General features: G+C 72.6%; 20 protein-coding genes and 1 pseudogene. 8 read left to right on the top strand and 13 right to left on the bottom strand.

What is annotated here, in order from left to right; genetic code table 11:
* Positions 1-872 (bottom strand): DAK2 domain-containing protein (locus G5C51_RS26880; RefSeq protein ID WP_165240807.1); only part of this gene is annotated, 872 nt, incomplete at its 3' end.
* A gap of 155 nt (positions 873-1,027) precedes the next feature.
* Here G5C51_RS26880 and rpmB point away from each other — a divergent pair.
* Positions 1,028-1,138 (top strand): annotated as a pseudogene (gene rpmB / locus G5C51_RS44395) (50S ribosomal protein L28); the annotation flags it as partial.
* 209 nt (positions 1,139-1,347) lie between these two features.
* On the opposite strand, the gene thiD reads toward rpmB, so the two are convergent.
* Positions 1,348-2,181, bottom strand: a complete 834-nt coding sequence (gene thiD / locus G5C51_RS26870; RefSeq protein ID WP_165240805.1) for a bifunctional hydroxymethylpyrimidine kinase/phosphomethylpyrimidine kinase — start codon at positions 2,179-2,181, stop codon at positions 1,348-1,350.
* Positions 2,178-3,140, bottom strand: a complete 963-nt coding sequence (locus G5C51_RS26865) for a thiamine-phosphate kinase (protein WP_165240804.1) — start codon at positions 3,138-3,140, stop codon at positions 2,178-2,180. The genes thiD and G5C51_RS26865 overlap by 4 nt, the downstream gene beginning before the upstream one ends.
* Before the next feature lie 212 nt (positions 3,141-3,352).
* Between G5C51_RS26865 and G5C51_RS26860 the strand changes: the two genes are divergently transcribed.
* From G5C51_RS26860 to G5C51_RS26840, 5 genes are all read left to right on the top strand, one after another.
* Positions 3,353-3,586 (top strand): Lrp/AsnC ligand binding domain-containing protein, encoded by a 234-nt coding sequence (locus G5C51_RS26860; RefSeq protein WP_165240803.1) that lies wholly within the window; start codon positions 3,353-3,355, stop codon positions 3,584-3,586.
* A gap of 19 nt (positions 3,587-3,605) precedes the next feature.
* On the top strand, positions 3,606-4,091 hold the full coding sequence (locus G5C51_RS26855) for a DUF3515 domain-containing protein (protein ID WP_338118309.1): 486 nt from the start codon (positions 3,606-3,608) through the stop codon (positions 4,089-4,091).
* Between the two features lie 92 nt (positions 4,092-4,183).
* Positions 4,184-5,923 carry a benzoylformate decarboxylase gene (gene mdlC, locus G5C51_RS26850; protein WP_165240802.1) on the top strand — a complete coding sequence of 580 codons (1,740 nt, stop codon included), beginning with the start codon at positions 4,184-4,186 and terminating at the stop codon, positions 5,921-5,923.
* 17 nt (positions 5,924-5,940) lie between these two features.
* A complete protein-coding gene (locus tag G5C51_RS26845; protein WP_165240801.1) occupies positions 5,941-7,359 on the top strand; it encodes an FAD-linked oxidase C-terminal domain-containing protein in 1,419 nt (472 codons plus the stop codon).
* Positions 7,356-8,726 (top strand): cytochrome P450, encoded by a 1,371-nt coding sequence (locus tag G5C51_RS26840; RefSeq protein WP_165240800.1) that lies wholly within the window; start codon positions 7,356-7,358, stop codon positions 8,724-8,726. The genes G5C51_RS26845 and G5C51_RS26840 overlap by 4 nt, the downstream gene beginning before the upstream one ends.
* Positions 8,727-8,740: 14 nt before the next feature.
* Here G5C51_RS26840 and G5C51_RS26835 read toward each other — a convergent pair whose 3' ends face one another.
* Entirely contained in the window at positions 8,741-9,079 is a 339-nt protein-coding gene (locus tag G5C51_RS26835; protein WP_165240799.1) for a YybH family protein, read from the bottom strand.
* Positions 9,080-9,141: 62 nt separating this feature from the next.
* On the opposite strand from G5C51_RS26835, the gene G5C51_RS26830 reads away from it, so the two are divergent.
* Entirely contained in the window at positions 9,142-10,122 is a 981-nt protein-coding gene (locus G5C51_RS26830) for a helix-turn-helix transcriptional regulator (protein ID WP_165240798.1), read from the top strand.
* A 7-nt stretch (positions 10,123-10,129) separates the two neighbouring features.
* Here the strand turns inward: G5C51_RS26830 and G5C51_RS26825 are convergent, their stop codons facing one another.
* From G5C51_RS26825 to G5C51_RS26795, 7 genes are all read right to left on the bottom strand, one after another.
* Positions 10,130-10,381: a hypothetical protein gene (locus G5C51_RS26825; RefSeq protein WP_165240797.1), complete on the bottom strand. Its 252-nt coding sequence runs from the start codon at positions 10,379-10,381 to the stop codon at positions 10,130-10,132.
* Between the two features lie 11 nt (positions 10,382-10,392).
* On the bottom strand, positions 10,393-12,225 hold the full coding sequence (locus G5C51_RS26820; RefSeq protein ID WP_206314358.1) for a peroxidase family protein: 1,833 nt from the start codon (positions 12,223-12,225) through the stop codon (positions 10,393-10,395).
* A 15-nt stretch (positions 12,226-12,240) separates the two neighbouring features.
* Positions 12,241-13,638, bottom strand: coding sequence for an alpha/beta hydrolase family protein (locus tag G5C51_RS26815; RefSeq protein WP_240929940.1), 1,398 nt, complete (start codon positions 13,636-13,638; stop codon positions 12,241-12,243).
* A 236-nt stretch (positions 13,639-13,874) separates the two neighbouring features.
* Positions 13,875-14,483 (bottom strand): hypothetical protein, encoded by a 609-nt coding sequence (locus tag G5C51_RS26810; RefSeq protein ID WP_165240796.1) that lies wholly within the window; start codon positions 14,481-14,483, stop codon positions 13,875-13,877.
* 10 nt (positions 14,484-14,493) lie between these two features.
* Positions 14,494-15,357 carry an alpha/beta fold hydrolase gene (locus G5C51_RS26805; RefSeq protein WP_165240795.1) on the bottom strand — a complete coding sequence of 288 codons (864 nt, stop codon included), beginning with the start codon at positions 15,355-15,357 and terminating at the stop codon, positions 14,494-14,496.
* Positions 15,358-15,431: 74 nt separating this feature from the next.
* On the bottom strand, positions 15,432-15,887 hold the full coding sequence (gene soxR, locus G5C51_RS26800; RefSeq protein WP_165240794.1) for a redox-sensitive transcriptional activator SoxR: 456 nt from the start codon (positions 15,885-15,887) through the stop codon (positions 15,432-15,434).
* Between the two features lie 61 nt (positions 15,888-15,948).
* The gene (locus G5C51_RS26795; RefSeq protein ID WP_165240793.1) at positions 15,949-18,291 is read right to left on the bottom strand and encodes an ATP-binding cassette domain-containing protein; all 2,343 of its coding nucleotides are present in this window, start codon (positions 18,289-18,291) and stop codon (positions 15,949-15,951) included.
* 148 nt (positions 18,292-18,439) lie between these two features.
* On the opposite strand from G5C51_RS26795, the gene G5C51_RS26790 reads away from it, so the two are divergent.
* Positions 18,440-18,598 (top strand): hypothetical protein, encoded by a 159-nt coding sequence (locus G5C51_RS26790; RefSeq protein ID WP_165240792.1) that lies wholly within the window; start codon positions 18,440-18,442, stop codon positions 18,596-18,598.
* 14 nt (positions 18,599-18,612) lie between these two features.
* Here the strand turns inward: G5C51_RS26790 and G5C51_RS26785 are convergent, their stop codons facing one another.
* On the bottom strand, positions 18,613-19,218 hold the full coding sequence (locus tag G5C51_RS26785) for a MarC family protein (RefSeq protein ID WP_165240791.1): 606 nt from the start codon (positions 19,216-19,218) through the stop codon (positions 18,613-18,615).
* 32 nt (positions 19,219-19,250) lie between these two features.
* Positions 19,251-20,111, bottom strand: coding sequence for a PHP domain-containing protein (locus tag G5C51_RS26780; protein ID WP_165240790.1), 861 nt, complete (start codon positions 20,109-20,111; stop codon positions 19,251-19,253).
* Between the last annotated feature and the right edge of the window lie 31 nt (positions 20,112-20,142).

Genomic DNA, 20,142 nt, shown 5'->3' with positions numbered 1-20,142 from the left:
GGGATGGGCGGGGGTGCGAGGGCTGGGTCGTCGGCTGTCTGTGGCTGGGGCGGCGCCTTTGGCTGGGTCGCCGTCCCCTCGTGCGCGTTGCCGCGTGCGGTCAGGCGGGTGGCCGCGCCCTCGCCCGCCAGGGCGTCCGCGAGGGCGCCCAGGACGGTGAGCAGGCCGAGGCCGCCCGCGTCCACGACACCTGCGGCGGCGAGGGCCGGGAGCTGGTCCGGGGTGCCGCGCAGCGCGGTCCGCGCACCTTCGTACGCGGCCAGGGCGACCGCGGCCGTGTCAGCGGCGGGGGCTCCGCCCGGGGCGGTCGTGCCGTCGGCGGAGGCGGTCGTGCCGTCGGCACCTCCCGATTCCGTGCCGCGGGCGCCCGCCGGTCCGGTGGGGCGGCCGGCGGCTGCCCGTACGTCGCCCGGCAGCGCGGCCCGTGCCGCGGCCGCGGCGGCCGCCGCCACCGTGACCATCGTCCCCTCGACCGGGTGCGCGACCGCCGCGCGTGCGGCCGTCGCGGCCTCTTCCAGGGCGGCGGCCAGCCGCAGGGCGTCGCCGTCGGCGCCGCTCCCCGCCGCCGCTTCCCGGCCGGAGGCCCCGCGCAGCCACTGCGCCAGGATCGTGCCCGAGTTGCCCATCGCGCCGAGGAGGGCGCCGTGGGCCATGGCCTGCAGAGTGTCCGCCGGGGTCGGGGCACCCGGGTCGTACGCTGTGAAGACGGCGTCGACGGCCTGGGCCGCCGACTCCACCGTCAGGTAGAGGTTCGTGCCCGTGTCGCCGTCCGCCACGGGGAAGACGTTGATGGCGTCGATCTCCTCGCGGGAGCGGCCCAGGGCGTCCAGGGCCAGCGCGCACCAGGTGCGTACGGCGGGGGCGTCGAGCATGTGCGCAGACTAGCGATTTCGTCTCGCCGGGACGACCTTGGTATGCTGCTCAGGTTGCCCGGTATCCACCGGGCCAGTCTTGAAAGAGACAGTTCCCGGCCGACCGTTCTGGTGTCGGGAGTTCCGTTAAGTATCTGAAGTCTTTGGAGTGACCCGTGGCTGCCAACTGCGACGTCTGCGGCAAGGGGCCGGGCTTCGGCAACAACATCTCGCACTCCCACCGCCGGACGCGCCGTCGCTGGAACCCCAACATCCAGTCGGTTCGCACGGTGGTCGGCGGGACGCCGAAGCGCCTCAACGCATGCACCTCGTGCATCAAGGCCGGCAAGGTCTCGCGCTAACTAGCTGCGCAGCCCTGCCGGACGCGATAGCCGGTTCGCCTTTGGGCGAGCCGGCTGTTTTGCGTGTGTGGGCGGGCTTGGTTGCTGGGGGCTTCGCCCCCAGACCCCCTTATCGCGCCTGGCGGCGCTCGTCCTCAAACGCCGGACGGGCTTGAATCGGGCTGCTGTCCTCGCCAGAGGTACCCGTGGTCCACCGGGCCGATCCCCCCTCCCAGCGGGAACCCCGCCGCGATCGCCCCCGTCACATACGCCTTCGCGGCCCGCGCCGCCCCAGGCACGTCGTACCCCTTCGCCACATACGTGGCGATCGCGCTCGCCAGCGTGCACCCCGTCCCATGGGTGTGACGGTTGTCATGTCGCGGGGCCCGGAGCCAATGCTCTTCCGTGCCGTTCGTCAGCAGGTCCAGCGCGTCGTCCGAGGACGGCAGGTGGCCGCCCTTGATCAGGACCCACTGCGAGCCGAAGGCGAGCATCGCCGCTGCCGCCCGGCGCATGTCCGCCTCGCCGGACACCCGTACGCCTGTGAGCTGTGCCACCTCGTCCAGGTTCGGGGTCGCGACCGTCGCCGCCGGGAGGAGTTTCGTACGGACCGCGTCCAGGGCCTCCGTCGCCAGCAGGGAGTCGCCGTGCTTCGAGACGCCCACCGGGTCGACCACCACCGGCGCGGCTACGGACGACAGCAGGCCCGCCACCGTCTCCACCAGCTCCGCCGACGCCAGCATGCCGGTCTTGAGGGCCTGGACGCCGATGTCGTCCACGACGCTGCGGAACTGCCGCTCGACCGCCTCGGCCGGGAGCGGCCAGGCGCCCTGGACGCCGAGGGAGTTCTGGGCCGTCACCGCCGTCAGCACGCTCATGCCGTGGGCGCCGAGCGCCAGCATCGTCTTCAGGTCGGCCTGGATGCCGGCACCGCCGCCGGAGTCCGAGCCGGCCACCGTCAGTACCCGGGGCGGTGCCTGAGCCGTCATTCGTCGCTCCCGAAGTGGTCCCAGCCGCCCGCGGCCAGCCAGGGCTTGCCGTCCACGGTCACCTGCGGTGTCGCCGACATGGCCTGTACCTCGCCGATCACCCGCCAGCGGGCCGGGAGCTGCCGGCCGCGCGGGAAGGTGGCGACCAGCGCGTGGTCCTCGCCGCCGGTGAGTACCCACTGGAGCGGGTCGACTCCCACCGCCTTGCCGATGTCGGACATCTGGGTGGGGATGTCGAAGGCGGCGGCGTGCAGGTCGATACGGACCTTGCTCGACTCCGCCACGTGGCCGAGGTCGGCGACCAGGCCGTCGCTGATGTCCGTCATCGAGGTGGCGCCCAGGCCGGCCGCCGCCGGGCCCGCCTGGTACGGGGGCTCCGGCCTGCGGTGCGCCTCCACGAAGGCGCGGGGTGAGCGGAAGCCCCGCGACAGCACGGCATGACCCGCCGCCGACCAGCCGAGCCAGCCGGTCACCGCGACCACGTCGCCCGGGCGGGCGCCCGACCGCGTCACCGGGTCGTGGCCCTGGAGGTCGCCCAGGGCCGTAATCGCGATGGTGATCACATCGCCGCGGACCACATCGCCGCCGACCACGGCCGCTCCGGCGACCTGGGCCTCGTCGCGCAGGCCGTCCATCAGCTCGGCCGGCCAGGTCACCGGCAGCTCGGCGGGGACCACCAGGCCGAGGAGCAGGGCGGTCGGGACGGCGCCCATCGCGGCGATGTCGGCGAGGTTCTGGGCGGCGGACTTGCGGCCCACGTCGTAGGCCGTGGACCAGTCGCGGCGGAAGTGCCGGCCCTCGATCAGCACATCCGTGCTGGCCACCACCCGACGGTCGGGCGCAGTGATCACGGCGGCGTCGTCGCCGGGGCCGAGCCGGACGGCCGGGGTGGTGGTGAGCCGGGAGGTGAGCTCGCGGATCAGCCCGAACTCGCCAAGCTCTCCCACAGTGCCCTTCACCGTATGTCCTCCCGAGTCCTGCGTCCTGCCGCACCCATGGTGCCCAATCGCTCGAGCCCCGCCGCGCTCCTGTCGGATGCCATTGTCGTCAACTTAACGGAATGCGGTGTCGCCCTTGGCAGCCCGCACAGGGCTCCCGTCCGCTGCCCGCTACGCGATAGCGTGGGCTCCCCCCTCTTGCATGATCCTCGTAGCCGCCTCCTGGAGGACCCGTGGTACAGGCCTACATCCTGATCCAGACAGAAGTCGGCAAGGCCTCCGCGGTGGCCGAGGTGATCGCGAAAATCCCCGGAGTGCTCCAGGCCGAGGATGTGACAGGTCCGTACGACGTGATCGTGCGCGCGCAGTCCGACACCGTCGACGATCTCGGCCGCCTGGTGGTCGCGAAAGTCCAGCAGGTGGAGGGCATTACGCGCACCCTGACCTGTCCGGTCGTCCATATTTGAGCCCCCGTATGCTCGCCCGGTGAAGCGTTACGCCCCACCGGTCCTGCTCCGTACCGCTGCCGGTCTCGTCCTCGCGGCCGCTGCCGCCTGCTCGTCCTCGGCGGAGGTCGAGCCGCCGAAGCCCGCCGGCGCCGCCGCGAGCGCCTGCGAGGCGCTGGCGGAGGCGCTGCCCAAGAGCGCGGACGGGCAGCAGCGGCGCGACGCGGAGCCGGAGTCCGACTACACCGCCGCCTGGGGCGACCCGGCGATCGCGCTGCGCTGCGGGGTGCCCCGGCCGAAGGTGCTGACGCCAGGCACAGCACACTACAACCCGACCGCGGAGTCGGTGGAGGTGAACGGGGTGCAGTGGCTGCTGGAGCAGCAGGACGACGGCTATCTCTTCACCGCGCTGAAGCGGAAGGCGTTCGTGGAGGTGCGGGTGCCCAGCAAGTACGCGCCCGAGGTCGATCCGCTGACCGACCTCGCCGGGGCGGTGAAGAAGGCCGTCCCGAAGACGGGGGCGTGAGCGAAGGCGGCTGTCCGGAAAGCGCGCGGCGGGCGCCTCGGACGGAGTAGTCCCCGGCAGCGCGGCCTCCGGCCCGCAGGCAAGGTGGACGTATGCCGCATACCGTCCGTACCGCCGTGCTGGACTTCCTCCGTGCTCATGGGCTGACGACGGTCTTCGGCAATCCGGGCTCCACCGAGCTGCCGTTCCTGCGCGACTTCCCCGACGACCTCCGGTACGTCCTCGGGCTGCAGGAGGCCGTCGTCACCGGCCTCGCGGACGGCTACGCCCAGGCCACCGGGCGGCCCGCGCTGGTCAACCTGCACACCGCCCCCGGCGTGGGCAACGCCATGGGCGCCATCGTCACCGCCGCCTCCAACCACACTCCCCTGGTCATCACCGCGGGCCAGCAGGTCCGCGCCATGATGACCATGGAGGCGCTGCTCACCAACGCCGATCCGACGGCCCTGCCGCGCCCGGCGGTGAAGTTCGCGTACGAGCCGCCCCGGCCGCAGGACGTGCCGGCCGCGCTGGCCCGCGCACTGCACACGGCGATGACGCCGCCGCGGGGGCCGGTGTTCGTATCGCTGCCGATGGACGACTTCGACGTGGAGCTGGACGGCGCTGCCGCCGAGGCGGCGCGGGCCGTCACCGGACGGCGCACCGACGGGGAGTCGGCGGCTTCCGCCGATGCGGTCGCGCGGCTGGCCGAGCGGATCGCCGCCGCCGCCAACCCCGTGCTCGTGACCGGCGGTTCGGTCGACGGCGAGGGCGCCTGGGACGCGGCGGTGGCGCTGGCCGAGAAGGCCGGGCTGCCGGTGTGGGCCTCGCCCATCGAGGGCCGGGTCGGCTTCCCGGAGAACCATCCGCACTTCCGCGGTGTGCTGCCACCGGCCCTGGCCCCGCTGGCGCAGGCGCTGACCGGGCACGACCTGGTGGTGGTGTGCGGCGCCCCGGTCTTCCGCTACTACCCGTACGTGCCGGGCCCGGTGCTCCCGCCCGGCGCCGAGCTGGTGCTGCTGACCAGCGACCCGGCGGAGGCGGCCCGCGCGCCCGCCGGGGACGCGGTGGTGGCGGGGCTGCGGCCGACGCTGACCGCGCTGGCGGAGTTGGTGCCGGAGCGGCCGGTGCCGCCGCGGCCCGCGCCGGGCGCTCCGGCGCCGGAGGGCGACGGGTCCGGCGGTACCGGATCGGGTGCCGGATCCGGCGGTACGGGACCGGGTGCCGGATCCGGCACGGATGCCGGTGCAGGCCCCCGTACGAACGCCGCGCCCGACTCCGACGACGACCCGGCGGCAGCCCCCGCCATGCCGGCCTCCGCCCTCATGGCAGCCGTCGCCGCCGGCGCCCCCGCCAACACCCTCTGGGTCAATGAATCCCCCTCCAACATCCAGGCGTTCCGCGCCCACATCCCCATCTCCGCCCCCAACTCCTTCCTCATGACCACCGGCGGCGGCCTCGGCTTCGGCCTCGCCGCCGCTGTCGGCGCCCAACTCGGCGCCCCTGACCGCCCGGTGGTCGCGGTGATCGGCGACGGCTCCGCGCAGTACGCCATCACGGCCCTCTGGACCGCCGCCGCCTACCGGGTCCCCGTCACCTTCGTCATCCCGGCCAACCACGAGTACGCGATCCTCAAGTGGTTCGCCGGCTTCGAGAAGACCCCCGGCGTCCCCGCCCTCGACATCCCCGGCCTCGACCTGTGCGCCCTCGCCCGCGGCTACGGCGTCACCGCCCACCGCGCCGACACCCCCGCGGATGTCACCGGCCTCGTACGCGCCGCCACCACCGGGCCGCGCGACACCGGTCCGGTCCTCATCGAGGTCCCCATCACCTCCGAACTCCCCGTTCTGTAGCTCCCTTTGGAGGAGTCGTGTCTGCCCCGACCAAGCCCGCCCCCGCCGCCGCTCTCCTCGCCGACCTGCGCGCCGCGCTCCCCGCCGGGCTGGTGCTCGACGACGAGGAGACCGTCCTCGCCCACCGCGAGGACGCCGCCCCCTTCGGCGAGGCGGGCCGGGCCGCCGCGGTCGTCTCGCCCACCACCGTCGAGCAGGTGCAGGCGGTCGTACGGGCCTGTGCCGCGCACCGCGTCCCGATCGTGCCGCAGGGCTCCCGTACCGGTCTGGCCGGCGGCGGCAATGCCATCGAGGGCGGCGTGGTCCTCTCGCTGCTGAAGATGGACCGCGTCCTGGAGATCGACAAGGCCAACCGCCTGGTCCGCTGCGAACCCGGCGTCCGTACCGCGGAGCTGGCCAAGGCGGTGGCGGAACAAGGGCTCTTCTACCCGCCCGACCCCGCCTCCTGGGAGACCTGCACGATCGGCGGCAACATCGCCACCGGCGCGGGCGGCCTGTGCTGCGTGAAGTACGGCGTGACCGCGGATTACGTCATGGGCCTGTCCGTCGTCCTCGCCGACGGCGAGCTGGTCAAGGTCGGCCGCCGTACGGTGAAGTGCGTCGCGGGCTACGACCTGACCCACCTGTTCGTGGGCTCCGAGGGCACCCTCGGCGTCATCGTCGAGGCCACCCTCGCCCTGCGCCCGCCGCACGGCGAGGCGCTCGCGCTCCTCGCCACCTTCCCGTCGGCGACCGCCGCGGGCGCGGCCGTGGGCGGCATCACCGAGGCCGGCCACACTCCCTCGGCGCTGGAGCTGCTGGACCGGCGCACCAGCGAGGCCATCGCCGAGCTCGGCCATCCGCTGCTGCCGCCGGGCGCGGCCGCCACGCTGATCGTGGCGAGCGACGCACCGGACGCGGCGGCCCGTATCAAGGAGATGGCGGCGCTCTGCGAGCAGGCCGGGGCCCTCGCCGCCACCGCCGCGGAGAACGCCGAGCAGGCGCACGAGATCCTCGAGGCCCGCCGGCTGGTGCTGCCGGCGCTCACCGAGCAGGCGAAGAAGATGCCCGGCGAGATCGCGTCCTTCGTGGAGGACGTGGCCGTGCCGCGCGCCCAACTGGCCGTCCTGATCGACAGGATCGACGACATCGCCGAGCAGTACGGCCTCTACGTATCGACGATCGGGCACGCGGGCGACGGCAATCTCCACCCCTCCGTCATCTTCGACAAGACCGACCCGGACGCCATGCGCCGCGCCCGCGAGGCGTACGACGCGATCATGGCGGCCGCTCTCGAACTCGGCGGCACCATCACCGGCGAGCACGGCGTCGGCACGCTGAAGCGCGAGTGGCTCGCCCGCGAGCTGGAGCCGCGTGAGCTGCGCCTGCAGCAGGACGTCAAACGCGCCCTCGACCCCGAGGGCCTCTTCAACCCCGGGAAGGTGCTCGCCGCATGACCGCCACCGAAGCCGCCCCGCCCACGGGCGGCACCGACGCCGCCGCCCGCCCGCTGCCGTCGGTGACCCCGGCGGAGAACGCCCGGCTGCTCGCCCTCTTCTACGGGCCCGTGCTGCTGAACGGCGTGTTCAAGCCCCGCCCCCGGATGCGGGACGCGGGGCTGCACCTCGACCAGGCGCGGCGCTCCATGGAGCTGCTGTACGACCTGCGCGAGCGCTACGCCGGCGCCCCGCTGCGGGTGCGCGCGCTGGGTGGCCCGTCGGTGCTGGTGCTCGATCCCGGCGATGTCACGGAGGTGCTGGGCGGCCCGGTCGACGTCTGGGCGGTCGGTACCGGCGACAAGGTGCGCGGTTTCGGCGGCATCCAGCCGGACGCGCTGGTCGTCACCAACGGCCCGCTGCGGCACGACCGCAGGGCCTTCAACGAGTACGTGCTGGCCGCGCGCGAGCGCTTCCACCCGTACGCCGAACGCTTCGCCGCGGTGGCGGCCGAGGAGGCGGACCGGCTGCTCGCCACCGGCGGCAGCACGGTCCTGGACTACGACGCCACCATCGCCGCCATGAACCGGATCGGCCGCCGCGTCGTCCTCGGCGACCGCGCGGCCGACGACGAGGAGCTCAGCCGGCTGCTCGGCGTCGTCACCGGCGAGGCCAACTGGGTGGGCCTGCGCAAGTGGAAGGCGCAGGAGATCACGCAGGCGCTGGCGCAGCTCAACTCCCGCCTGCGCGGCCACCTCGCCGCCGCCGAACCCCGGTCGGTCGCGGCGCTGTTCGCCGAGGCCCCGCAGACCTCTGACACCAAGCCGGACGCCCAGGTGGTGCACTGGCTGATGGCTATGCAGGTGGTGCGCGGCGCCGCGACGATGGGCCTGGCCCTGCTCGCGACGCACGACGAGCAGCGGGAGCGGGTGCGCGCGGAGGCGGCGGCAGACCCGCGGGGGATGCCGTACACCCGCGCGTGCGTGCAGGAGGCGGCGCGGCTGTGGCCGCCGGTGGCGGCGCTGATGCGGGAGACGACGGCGCCGGTGACACTGGGCGGCCACGCCGTGCCGGGTGGGATCGGGGTGACGATCCCGACGCTGTTCCACAACCGGGACCGGGTGCGACTGACCTACGCCGACCGGTTCGCGCCGGAGGAGTGGCTGGACGACGGGCCGGCGGAGCGGGACCTGGCGGTCTGCCCGTTCAGCCGGGGAGAGGCGATGTGCGCGGGTACGAATGTCGGGGTGCTGCTGGCGGCCTCGTTCGTCTCCCGGGTGCTGGAGCGGGCCGACGTGACGCTGCTGAGCCCGCGGCTGTCGCCCAGGCGCCCGCTGCCCCTGTCGTGCGACTCCACGGCGACGCGGCTGCGCCTGACGGCCCGCTGACCTGACACCTCCCGCTACGGCTGGTCCGCCACCCACAGCCACGACCCGTCCGGCTGGCGGCGGGCGATCTCGACGGTCATGTCGCCGTTGTCCAGCGTGGTGGACGTCAGCGCCAGGTCGCCGGTCACCAGCGCCGGGTGCTGCCGGCCCGGCGAGAGCACCGGCGCGGCGGCGACGAACTGCTCGTAGACCTTGCGGATTTCGGCGTGTCCGGTCGCGAGGCTGCCCGGCGGGAACGCCAGTACGGCGTCCGGCTCATACAATGCCACCAGCCCGTCGACGTCGCCCGCGTTCGCCCGCTCGATGAAGTATCTGCCCAGGTCATTCGGCTCATTGGCCGCTGCTTTCGTCATGTGGGCAAGCCTCGCAAGATATATACGACATCCTGTGTCACGTATTCCCGTAGAGTTTCCGCATGCGCGGTGACCGCCTGGTATCGCTGGTGCTGCTGTTGCGGCAGCACGGCCGGATGTCCGCGACCGCGCTGGCCCGCGAGCTCGAGGTGTCCACCCGCACTGTGCTGCGCGACATCGAGGCGCTGTCCGCGGCCGGCGTCCCGGTCTATGCCGAGCGCGGCCGCCACGGCGGCTTCGCGCTGCTGCCCGGCTTCCATACGGAGCTCACCGGGCTGAACCACGACGAGGCCCTCGCCCTGCTGGTGGCCGGATCGCGGCGCGGCGCGCAGGCGTTCGGCCTCGGCCCGGCGCTCGCCTCGGCGATGCGCAAGGTGATCGACGCGCTCCCGGAGAGCTACCGGGCGACCGCCGCGGGCGCGGCGCAGCGCCTGCTCATCGACCCGGAGACCGATCTCCTCGCGCGCCGGCTGACCGCCGAGGAGGTGCCCGACGCGATCGGGGCCGAGGTCCGGCGCGCGGTCCTCGCCGGCCACCGGCTGCGCATCCGGTACGCGGCCGCGGACCAGGCCCCGAAGTGGCGCACGGTGGACCCGGTCGGCCTGGTCACCGCGGGCGGCCAGAGCTACCTGCTGGCCACCAGGTCCGGCGCGGACCGCACCTACCGGCTGTCCCGCATCCTGGCCGCCGAGGAGCTCACGGAACCGGCGCGGCGGCCCGACCGGGTCGATCTGGACCGGGCGTGGCAGGAGCGCAGCACCCGCTTCCGTACCGGCGGCGACCAAGTCACCGTGCTGGCGCGGGTGGAGCCGGCGCGACGGGCGGACCTGGTGGGGACCGCGCTGGCCGTCCTCGCCGAGGAAGCCGACGCGGACGGCCGGCTGCGGCTGGAGGTCACCTTCCAGGACCGGCGCCACGCCGAATGGGCGCTGTGGCACCTCGGTACGAACGCGGAGGCGCTGTCCCCGCAGTGGCTGCGCGACTCCCTGCGCGACCGTGGCACCGCGATCGCCACCCGCTATGGCGAATCCTCCGGGAAATAGCGGCAGTTCAGCGCCGCCGGCGCTCCCGCAGCACCGCCTCGTGCGCTGCCAGCGCCTCTCCCGCCGTCTCCAGCGACGCGGCCGCGGCATCGCAGCGCTCCGCCTGCGCCGCCAGCTCCCCCTCCAAGTCCCGCGCATAGGTCCCGGATTCGGACCCGCGCGGCAGCGCCTGCCGGCACTCGCGCAGCGACTCCCCCTGCTCCCGCAGCACCCGCGCCTGCTCCAGCACGGACTCGGACCACGGCTGCTGTCGTTCCACGGCTGTCTCCTTCACCGCACCGATGTCCACGGCGCGAACGCGTTCTTCGCCCCGGCCAGCGCCGGCGCCAGCTCCGGGTGATGGCGCAGCAGCACCTCGCGCATGCCGGTCCTGTCCACCCACTCGAGCCCTTCGGCCGTATACACCTCGGGCCGGTAGTCGTCCGTGAAGAAGCGGTCGCTCTTCAGCCGCCGCGACGCCATCAGCACGAAGACCCGGAAGGCCGTGTCGCTGAAGGCGAATCCCGGGGGCCGCGGCTCGGCGTACATGCCGACCATCGTGTCGACCCGGTCGAGCCGGCCGTCGTACACCTCCGCCAGCTCCGCCGCCAGTCCCGCGTCCCCGCCCGTCAGTTCCTCGAACGAGCCCACCGGGCGCCGGTGCATCGCCTCCCGGAAGGCCGTGTACCGCGGCACCCCGCGCTCCCGGTCACGCAGCACGTCCACCGTCCCCAGATCGACGAACTCCCCCGTGACCCGGCGCAGCGCCCGCAGCCCGTCGGGGTGGTTGTGCAGCGTGATGTCGCCCGGGTTGAGCCGGCCGAAGGAGTAGAAGAGATCGGACCAGCCCCACCGCGCGACCGAGGCGCGGGTGGCCAGCCCCTGCATCGGCTCGAAGCCGACGCTGCCGAGCGCCTCGCCGGTCCGGTGCGAGGAGATCTCGTACTCGTCCCTGATCAGCGGATGCAGGCGATAGCAGGTGACGAATTCCTCGGTCATCGAGAACGGCGCCGAGTGGTGCTCCATCGGCGAGCCGAGGATGCCGTACACCATCTCGCCCGTCCCGTGCCGCCGCACCCTGCCGCGCACCTTCGCGGGCAGCGCGCCGTACCAGTTCAGGTGCATGGCCGCCCGCGAGGTGCGGTGGCCGATCACCGCTGGGGTCCACTCCACCGTGTGGATCTTCGCCATGACGGCCGAGTTGACCAACCGAGCCGTATGGAAGAGCCGCTCGTCGTCCCAGGTCGGGTGGGCCGAGCGGATCCGGTCGCAGATGGCGTTGTGCTCCTTGGCGAAGAGCGTGTGCAGCATCGACAGGCCAACCCAGTAGTTGTCACTGAAGCCCGTCAGGTCGACGCCCGAGAGCCCCGGCCGGGTCTCGTCCGGCAGCCGGCCGTCGTCCCCGACCGCGAGCCTGCCGCCCTCGCCCGTACGCAGCGAGCGGCAGCGGGCCTCGTCGGAGCCGTAGATCTGCGAGCCGTCCCACCAGTGCGTGGTCGTGCACTCGTACGTCGGCGGCCGGTCGGGGTCGTCGTGCGGCACCGGGTCGTGGCGGGTGCGGCGCACGGTCATCGGGCACTGCGGCCAGTCGTCGCCGTCGGCGACCGGCACTTCCAGCGGGTCGTCGGTGGTGTTGTCGCCGTGGCTGAACCAGCCGTGGTTCTGGAACTGGATCCACGCCGCGGCCAGCATGTTAAGCGTCGGCGCCGGCTTGAAGCCCCCGTTACGGGCCAGCAGCGCCCGGCTGACCTCGCGCGGCGACGGCGACATCAGCCCGCCGTGCTCGTCCTCGGGACGGGTGAGCCCCAGCGCCACATTGCGATCGAAGCGCGTCCCCGCCCGCCCCATGCCGGCGTCCCGCGGGTCGTAATTCCGGCCGTCGTACGTCCGGTACGGGGGCAGCTCCGCCGCCGCGTGATGCGATTGCGCCTCGCCGCCCGCTCCGGCCGTATCGAGGAGATTCTCGCGGCGCAGCTCCTCGCGCAGCGCCTTGAGGCTCATCAGGCCCAGCGGCAGCGGGAGTTCATGCCACTCCCGCCCGCGCGCCAGCCGGGCCAGCAGCGCGGCCTCGGCCGCCTCGAGCCGGGACGGGTGGCGGGTGCCGGGGCGGGGCTCGGTGTCCATGGTGCGGCTCCTGCGTCAGCGGTCGAACAGCCGGAAGAGCAACGTCGCCTCGACCGGCCCGTGGTAGTCGGCGAGCAGCTCGTCCACCCGGTCGCGGGCCTCCGGCACCAGCCGGTCGAGGTTGTCCGCGTAGATCAGCGCGTTGTGGCACTGCGGGAAGGTGTGGCTGTCGTCGAACCAGGTGAACTCCAGCCACTCGGCGGGCAGCGGAAGGACGGAGTACGGACTGCGGCCCTCCAGCGCGGGCACCACATCGTGCTCGTTGACGAGGCTGACGACCTGGGTGCGCGGGTCGTACGGACGCTTGTAGTCGATCGGGGAGCCGATCGCCACGACGTGCGTGATCTCGAACGCCTCGTTGACCGCCCGCGCACCGGCCACGTTCATGGCGGTGATGCCGCCCTGACTGTGCCCGACGAGCGCCATCTTGGCGCCCTTCTCGATCCCGGCCTGCTTCAGCGCCCGGATCACCGCCCGGCTGTACGGGGTGCGTGCCGCCGACACCGCGTGCACGGCGCCGACGAGGTCCTGCGGGGACTGATTGTCCGGGTTGCCGGCCGCCATCCCGGCGAGCAGCACCAGATAGCGCGGACTGCCGTCCGGGCCGGTGCGCCGCTGCACAATGAGGCGCCCGGTGGTGCCGACGGCGGAGAGGCAGCGCAGGTGGTCGGTGACGGAGACGTTGCAGCGGTCGATGACGGCGAGCAGGCCGACGCCGGGTTCGATGCGTTGCGCACGGCCCCGGCCGCGGTCGAGGAGCTCCCACAGGGCGCCGGACGTGCCGACGACCACGCCGTAGCCGTCCATGCGGCCGGTGACCACGTCCCAGGCGCCGCGGTCGTTCAGCGGGTTCTCGTCGACGAGGGCATTCCAGGCGGCGATTTCGGCGAAGGCGGGGGCGAGGGTGGCGAGCACCTTCTCGCCGCCCTCGGTGCGCACGGCGTCGCGGTAGATCCGCATCGCCTCGACGTGCTGGTCGCGCTCGACGGCGTCGAGCAGCTTCCGTACGGGCCCGTCCGCGTCGCGCAGCTCGGGGTGGCGCAGGGCGCACAGGTCGATACGCAGCTTCAGCGCGGTGACGGCCATGGTGACGGCGAGGCTCTCGCGCCCGCGCAGCACGCCGGCGAGCCGGGCGGCGCGCCCGGCGCGGCCGCCGTCGGGGGCGTAACCGAGGCCGTCGGGATCGGTGAGGGCGCGCCGCAGGGCGGCGGCCGCGGGGCGGCCGGTGCGCGGGTGCCGCAGCGCGGTGGCGGCGAGGCGGGGGTCGGTGGCGACGGCGGTGACGGTCCGGCCGGCGTCGCGTACGGCGCCGGCGGCGGTCCCCAGGCGGCGGGCGATGTCGGCGAGAGCGCGGGAGGCGTCGTCGCCCCCGGGGTGTGCGTGCGGCTGGGCGGACTGCGGTGCTGCGGACATCGGACGCCGTACCTCGGCTCAACTTCGTCGGTGTGCCTTCACCTCAATTGAGCCCGCGGGCGCTGCGGCGCGCAGCGGCGGCGACGCCATCCGGGTGACGCCGGCCCGCGCAATGCGGATAGCCGGTGCTTCCCGTTGCTGTCTCCGGTCGGTCGGGCGGGGCCGGCGGCCCCGAGCACAACTCCACCCGCCCAGTCGCACGGAGCAACGGGCGGGTGGTTGCGTTTTGGGGTGGGCTACATGCGGCGGTTGTTCTCGTCCGTCGGTGGGTCCAGAAGGGCGTGGATTCCGACCAGTGCGGATACGAGGCGCGGGTCCCAGCCCTCCTCATGGACCTGGAATTCGTCGGCGACGCCGCGGTACGTGATGTGTGCCCGGTGCGAGCTGTCGCGCCAGATCAGGCGGCGCGGGGTGCCGACCCAGGCGTCGTCGTCCAGCAGTAGCGCGGGGATGGCGCCGATCAGCACATTCACCGGCAGATACGCCAGCCACACCGCCCACCACACCAGCCGCCCCCTGACGGCACGCACCGCGGGACCGGCCGCGGGCTGGATCTCCCACACCGTTCGCCGGAAGCGGCGCCTTCGCCGCGTGATGCGGGCGAGCAGCGCGCCGTGCTCGTCATCGATGCGGTGTACGGAGTGGCGCTTGCCGTCCCGTTCGGCCGTCAGGTGCGCGATCGGCTTGAAGTCGACGTCCTCGATGCGGAAGTCGCTGCCGGGGTCCATGATCCGCACCAGCCAGCCGACGGTGTGCCCGGTGTCCGGGCCAAGGCGGCGGGACACCTTGTGCGGTGGACCCTTGGGCTCCGTGGCCAGGTTGTACGTCCATTGGCTACTCGGCATGAACGGCACCCTACGACGCCGCGCTCTCCGTCCAGAAGTCCGCCAGGGCCGCGGCCGTCTCGGCCGGCTGTTCCGCGTTCGGGGAGTGTTCCGCGCCCGCGATCACCGTCCGGCGGGCCCCCAGGCGCTGTGCCATCTCGTCCAGGAGGTGGACCGGCCAGGCGTAGTCCACCGCTCCTGACAGGACGTGCTTCGGCAGCGGTACGGGCGTGAGCTCGTCCGTGCGGTCGGGGGCCGTGGCCAGTTGCCGGGCGGTGGCCAGGAGTTGCGCGCGGCGGGTGCCCAGCCAGCGGCGGTGGAGGAAGGCGCTGACGTCGTCGGGGGTCCGTTCGTCCGCGGCCTCCGGCGGGTCGAGGGCGCGGATGGCCTGCCAGACGTCTTCCATCGGCATCGTGCGCAGCGCGTCGGTGAGCAGCTTCAGGCGCTCCTGCTGGCCCTGCGCCACGGCGGCGGGGCCGGAGCTCATCAGCGTGAGGGAGGCGAAGGGGGACGGGTCGAGGAGGACGGCGGCGCGGGAGATGTGGCCGCCGAGGGAGTGGCCGAGGAGGTGCAGCGGGCCGCCGTCGCTCAAGGCGGCGGCCTGGGCGAGGAGGTCGCGGGCGAGGGCGTCCTGCGCGTACGCCGCCTCGTCGTCGTCCGCGCCCGGCGTCTCGTACTGGCCGCGGCCGTCCACCGCGACGACGCGGTAACCGGCCTCGGTGAGCGGCGGAAGCAGCGCGAGGAAGTCTTCCTTGGACCCGGTGAAACCCGGGATGAGCAGCGCGGTCCCGCTCCGGCCCGTACCGGCGTCGAGGGCGGCGAAGGCGCCGCGATCGGTGTCGAGCCGGACGGCGGCGGCCCCGGCCGGGAGGGCGAGGAAGGGCGGCTTGCTCATACGGCGAGGCTACAAGGCCGCCGGCGGCGGGCTCAGGGCCACCACAGGGCTGCCCGCCACGGGCACAGCCGCGGCTACAGCCCCCGGGCCCCCGGCCCGAACCGCTCGCCCAGCCGGTCGCCCGTGTTCGCCAGGGCGCACGCGTCGATGGACAGGCAGCCGCAGCCGATGCACAGCGTGAGGTTGTCGCGGAGGCGTTCCAGGCGGCTGATGCGGTCGTTGAGTTCGTCGCGCCAGTTTTCCGAGAGCCGGGCCCAGTCCTCCCGGGTCGGCGTGCGTTCCTCCGGGAGGAGGGCGAGCGCGTCGCGGATGTCCGCGAGCGGGATGCCGACGCGCTGGGCGGCGCGGATGAAGGCGACGCGGCGGAGGGTGTCGCGGCTGTAGCGGCGCTGGTTGCCGCTGGTGCGGCGGCTGCTGATCAGCCCTTCCCGCTCGTAGAACCGCAGCGCGGAATGCGGGACGCCGCTGCGGTCGGCCAGCTCGCCGATGGTGGCTTCGGTGGCCTCAGGGGAGAGGTGGTGCTGGATCATGCCCCCAGGCTAGCCGAACCTCAACTGGGGTTTAGGTGCTGACAGTTTCCCGATACGGGCATCACAGACACCGCCGCAGATACGCCGCCGTCCGGCTGTCCGCCGACCGCGCCACCTCCGCCGGCGTGCCGGCCGCGACCACCCGGCCACCCTCCGCACCACCGCCTGGCCCCAGGTCGATCACCCGGTCCGCGCCCGCGACCACGCCCATGTCGTGCTCCACGACCACGACCGAGTTCCCCGCGTCGACCAGCCCGTGCAACTGCCGCAGCAGCAGCTGCGTATCCGCCGGATGCAGCCCGGTCGTCGGCTCGTCGAGCAGATACAGCGTGTGCCCGCGATGCGCCCGCTGCAGCTCCGCCGCCAGCTTGATCCGCTGCGCCTCCCCGCCGGAGAGCTCGGTGGCCGGCTGCCCCAGCCGCAGATACCCGAGCCCGACCTCCTGCAAGGTGCCCAGGCTGCGCGCCGCCGGCCGCACATCGGCGAGGAAGTCGGCGGCGGCGTCGACCGTCAGATCGAGCACGTCCGCGATGGTCGCGCCGCGGTAGCGGACCGAGAGCGTCTCCGCGTTGTAGCGGGTCCCGCCGCATTCCTCGCACGGCTTGTACGTCCCCGGCAGGAAGAGCAGCTCGACCGAAACGAAGCCCTCCCCCTGGCAGGCGGGACACCGCCCGGCGGCGACATTGAAAGAGAACCGCGAGGCCGTGAAGCCACGCGCCTTCGCCTCCTCGGTCGCGGCGAAGACCTTGCGCACAGTGTCGAAGAGGCCGGTGTAGGTGGCGAGATTGGAGCGCGGCGTACGACCGATCGGCTTCTGGTCGACCTGGACAAGACGGTCCACCACTCCCGTCGCCCGATCCGCGATCTCGCCGACCAGCGTCGACTTCCCCGAACCCGACACCCCGGTCACCGCGGTGAAGACCCCGAGCGGCACGTCCACGTCGAGGCCCCGCAGATTGTGGCGGGTGAGCCCGCGCAGCCGCAGCCACTCCGCCGGCTCCCGGAGCTCCGTACGCCGCTCGCTGACCCGCTCCCCCTCGAAAAGGAACCCGCGCGTCCGCGAAGCCTCCACGTCCGCCAGCCCCGCCACCGGCCCGCTGTAGAGCACCTCGCCGCCGTGCTCCCCGGCCCGCGGTCCGACGTCCACGATCCAGTCGGCCTGCCGTACGACATCCATGTCGTGCTCGACGACGAAGAGCGAGTTGCCCGCCTCCCGCAGCCGCCCCAGGACGCCGAGCAGCGCCTCCCCGTCGGCGGGATGCAGCCCGGCGGACGGCTCGTCGAGCACGTAGACGACCCCGAACAGCCCGGACCGCAGCTGGGTGGCGAGCCGCAGCCGCTGCAGTTCGCCGGTGGAGAGCGTAGGTGTGGCGCGGTCCATGCTCAGGTAGCCGAGCCCGAGCTCGCCGAGCACCTCGATACGGGCGACGAGGTCGCGGGCAAGCAGCGTCGCCGCCTCATCGTCGGGCCCCGCGGCCGCCTTCCCCAGCAGCTCCCCAAGACCCGCCACCGGCATCGCCGCGAGCTCGGCGATATCCCGCCCCCCGAACCGCACGGCGAGCGCGTCGCGCCCGAGCCGCCGCCCACCGCACTCCGGACAGTCGGCGCTGACCAGGAAGGACTCAGCCCGCCGACGCAGCGCCTCACTCTTGGAATCGGCGAAGGTGTGCAGCACATAGCGCTTGGCGCTCTGATACGTGCCCTGGTACGGGCGATGGATGCGATGCGCCTCCCGCTCCGGATGGACGGTGACGACAGGCTGCTCGTCGGTGAAGAGGATCCACTCCCGCTCCGCCGGCGACAGCTCGCGCCAGGGCCGGTCGATGTCGTAACCGAGCGCATCGAGAATGTCCCGGAGATTCTTGCCCAGCCAGGCCCCGGGCCAGGCAGCGATGGCGCCCTCCCGGATCGTCAGCGACGGGTCCGGGACCAGCGACGCCTCTGTCGCCTCATGCACCCGCCCGAGCCCATGGCATGCCGGGCAGGCGCCCACGGCCGTATTCGGGGAGAAGGCATCGGAGTCGAGTCGATCAGCGCCCGGCGGGTACTCACCGGCACGGGAGAAGAGCATGCGAAGCGAGTTGGAGAGGGTGGTGAGGGTGCCGACCGAGGAGCGCGAGGTGGGCGCCCCACGCTGCTGCTGGAGGGCGACGGCGGGCGGCAGGCCGCTGATCTCCTCGACCCGGGGTGCGCCGACCTGGTGGATGAGGCGGCGGGCATACGGGGCGACGCTCTCGAAGTAGCGCCGCTGCGCCTCGGCGTAGAGGGTGCCGAACGCGAGCGAGGACTTGCCGGAGCCGGAGACGCCGGTGAAGGCGACCAGGGCGTCGCGCGGGATGTCCGCGTCGACCGCCTTGAGGTTGTGCTCGCGGGCGCCGCGGATCCGGACGAATCGGTCGTGCATGCTTCCGATCTTACGGGCATCAGCGCTGGTCAGAGCGCCGAGTTCGTTCCCAACGAGAAAGTTTCTTTAGCGTAGGGAATGATTGGTGCCGCCATCTTGTTGTGAACGGAGGAAAACCGATCACGCTGGAGAGACGAAGGGAGAAGTCATGGACTTCGAGATCGTGCGCCTGGACGACATAGACGGCCGAGCCGTCGATTCGACCGTCGTGGACGCCGCCTCCGTCGAACGCATCGTCCAGAAGGCGGCCGAGACCGGTCAGCGTCTGTACATCCGTCCGGCCGAGCAGGACCGCTTCGCGGCCTGAATCGAGCGGGGCCGCTAGGCGGCCTCGATAAAGCCTGTGACGCCGTTGGCAATCTGCTGCACGGCGATCGCGGCAAGCAGCATGCCCGCGAGCCGGGTCACGAGGACGACACCGCCCTCCTTGATCACCTTGATGATCAGCAGCGAATAGCGCATCGTCAGCCACAGCACGAGGTGCATGGCGACGATCGCCCCCCACACCGCGGCCAACTGGCTCGCGCCATCCGCACGCTGCACGGCGAGGATTACGGTGACGATCGCTCCTGGCCCGGCCAGCAGGGGCATCCCGAGGGGCACGAGAGCGGCGTTGACATCCTTTGTCTGCGTCGGCTCCTCGGCCTTCCCGGTGAGCAGATCCAGTGAGATCAGCAGAAGCAGCAGCCCGCCCGCGACCATCAGCGCCGGCACGGAGACGTGCAGGTAGTCGAGGATCTGCTGCCCACCGATGGCGAAGACGGCGATCACGCCGAACGCCACCACCACCGCCTGCAGCGCCATCTTGCGCTGCACCTTCAGCGGCCGACCGCTGGTCAGCGCGAGGAAGATCGGGGTCGTACCGGGAGGGTCCATGATCACGAACAAGGTGACGAAGACGGACCCGAAGAGAGCTAGGTCGAACACGCGTAGAGCCTAAGGCCTGATTGATCCCGCTTTTACCGACGCACCGGCTCAGCACCCGTAGCCCGCCGAACGATCTCCGCATAAACCTCAGGATCGGTCGTGTTGTCCCCGAGCCCGATCGCCTTGCGACTCCCGTGATAGTCACTGGACCCGGTAGCCAGCAGCCCGAGCTCGGCAGCCATCCCACGGAGCCGCTTACGGGTGTCGTCATCGTGATCCATGTGATCGACCTCAATGCCATCGAGCCCGGCCTCAGCAAGCTCCGCAATGACGTCAACCGGGACAACGCGCCCACGCGCGACCGCCTGCGGATGCGCAAAGACGGTGACCCCACCGGCAGCCTTCACCAGCCGGATGGCCCGATACGGATCGAGCTCATGCTTCTCCGCATACGCCCGCCCCCCATTACCGATCCACTCCGCGGTAAAGGCATCACCGACCGAGCGGATAACCCCCGCCTCGACCATGGCAGTGGCGACATGGGGCCGCCCCACCGCACCATCACCGGCGATCCGCTGCACCCGCTCCCAGGTGATCGGAACACCCAACCCCATGAGCTTGTCGGTCATGACCTGAGCCCGGCGCACGCGATCATCGCGCACAAGATCCCGCTCCCGCTTGAGATTGGGCTCCTCAGGATCGAAGAGATAGGCCAGCATGTGCAGGCCCACCCCCTCAGGCTCAAGCCGACAGGAAAGCTCAGCACCCGGCACAAGGGTCAGACCCTCACGAACACCAGCAAGCGCAGCCACCGCTTCGGCATAGCCACCGGTGGTGTCGTGATCGGTGAGCGCAATGACATCCAGCCCAGCAGCCGCAGCATTACGAACAAGCTCGGCAGGACTATCGGTGCCGTCGGAGGCCGTGGAATGGGCGTGAAGGTCAATGCGCACCCTAGAACCTTACGATCCTCGCCCCCACCAC

It is taken from the genome of Streptomyces coryli, assembly GCF_011044975.1.
In the GTDB taxonomy this organism is placed as follows: Bacteria; Actinomycetota; Actinomycetes; order Streptomycetales; family Streptomycetaceae; genus Streptomyces; species Streptomyces coryli.
The sequence above is the reverse complement of the archived record's forward strand: the minus strand, read 5'-3'. Positions and strand labels throughout refer to the sequence as shown.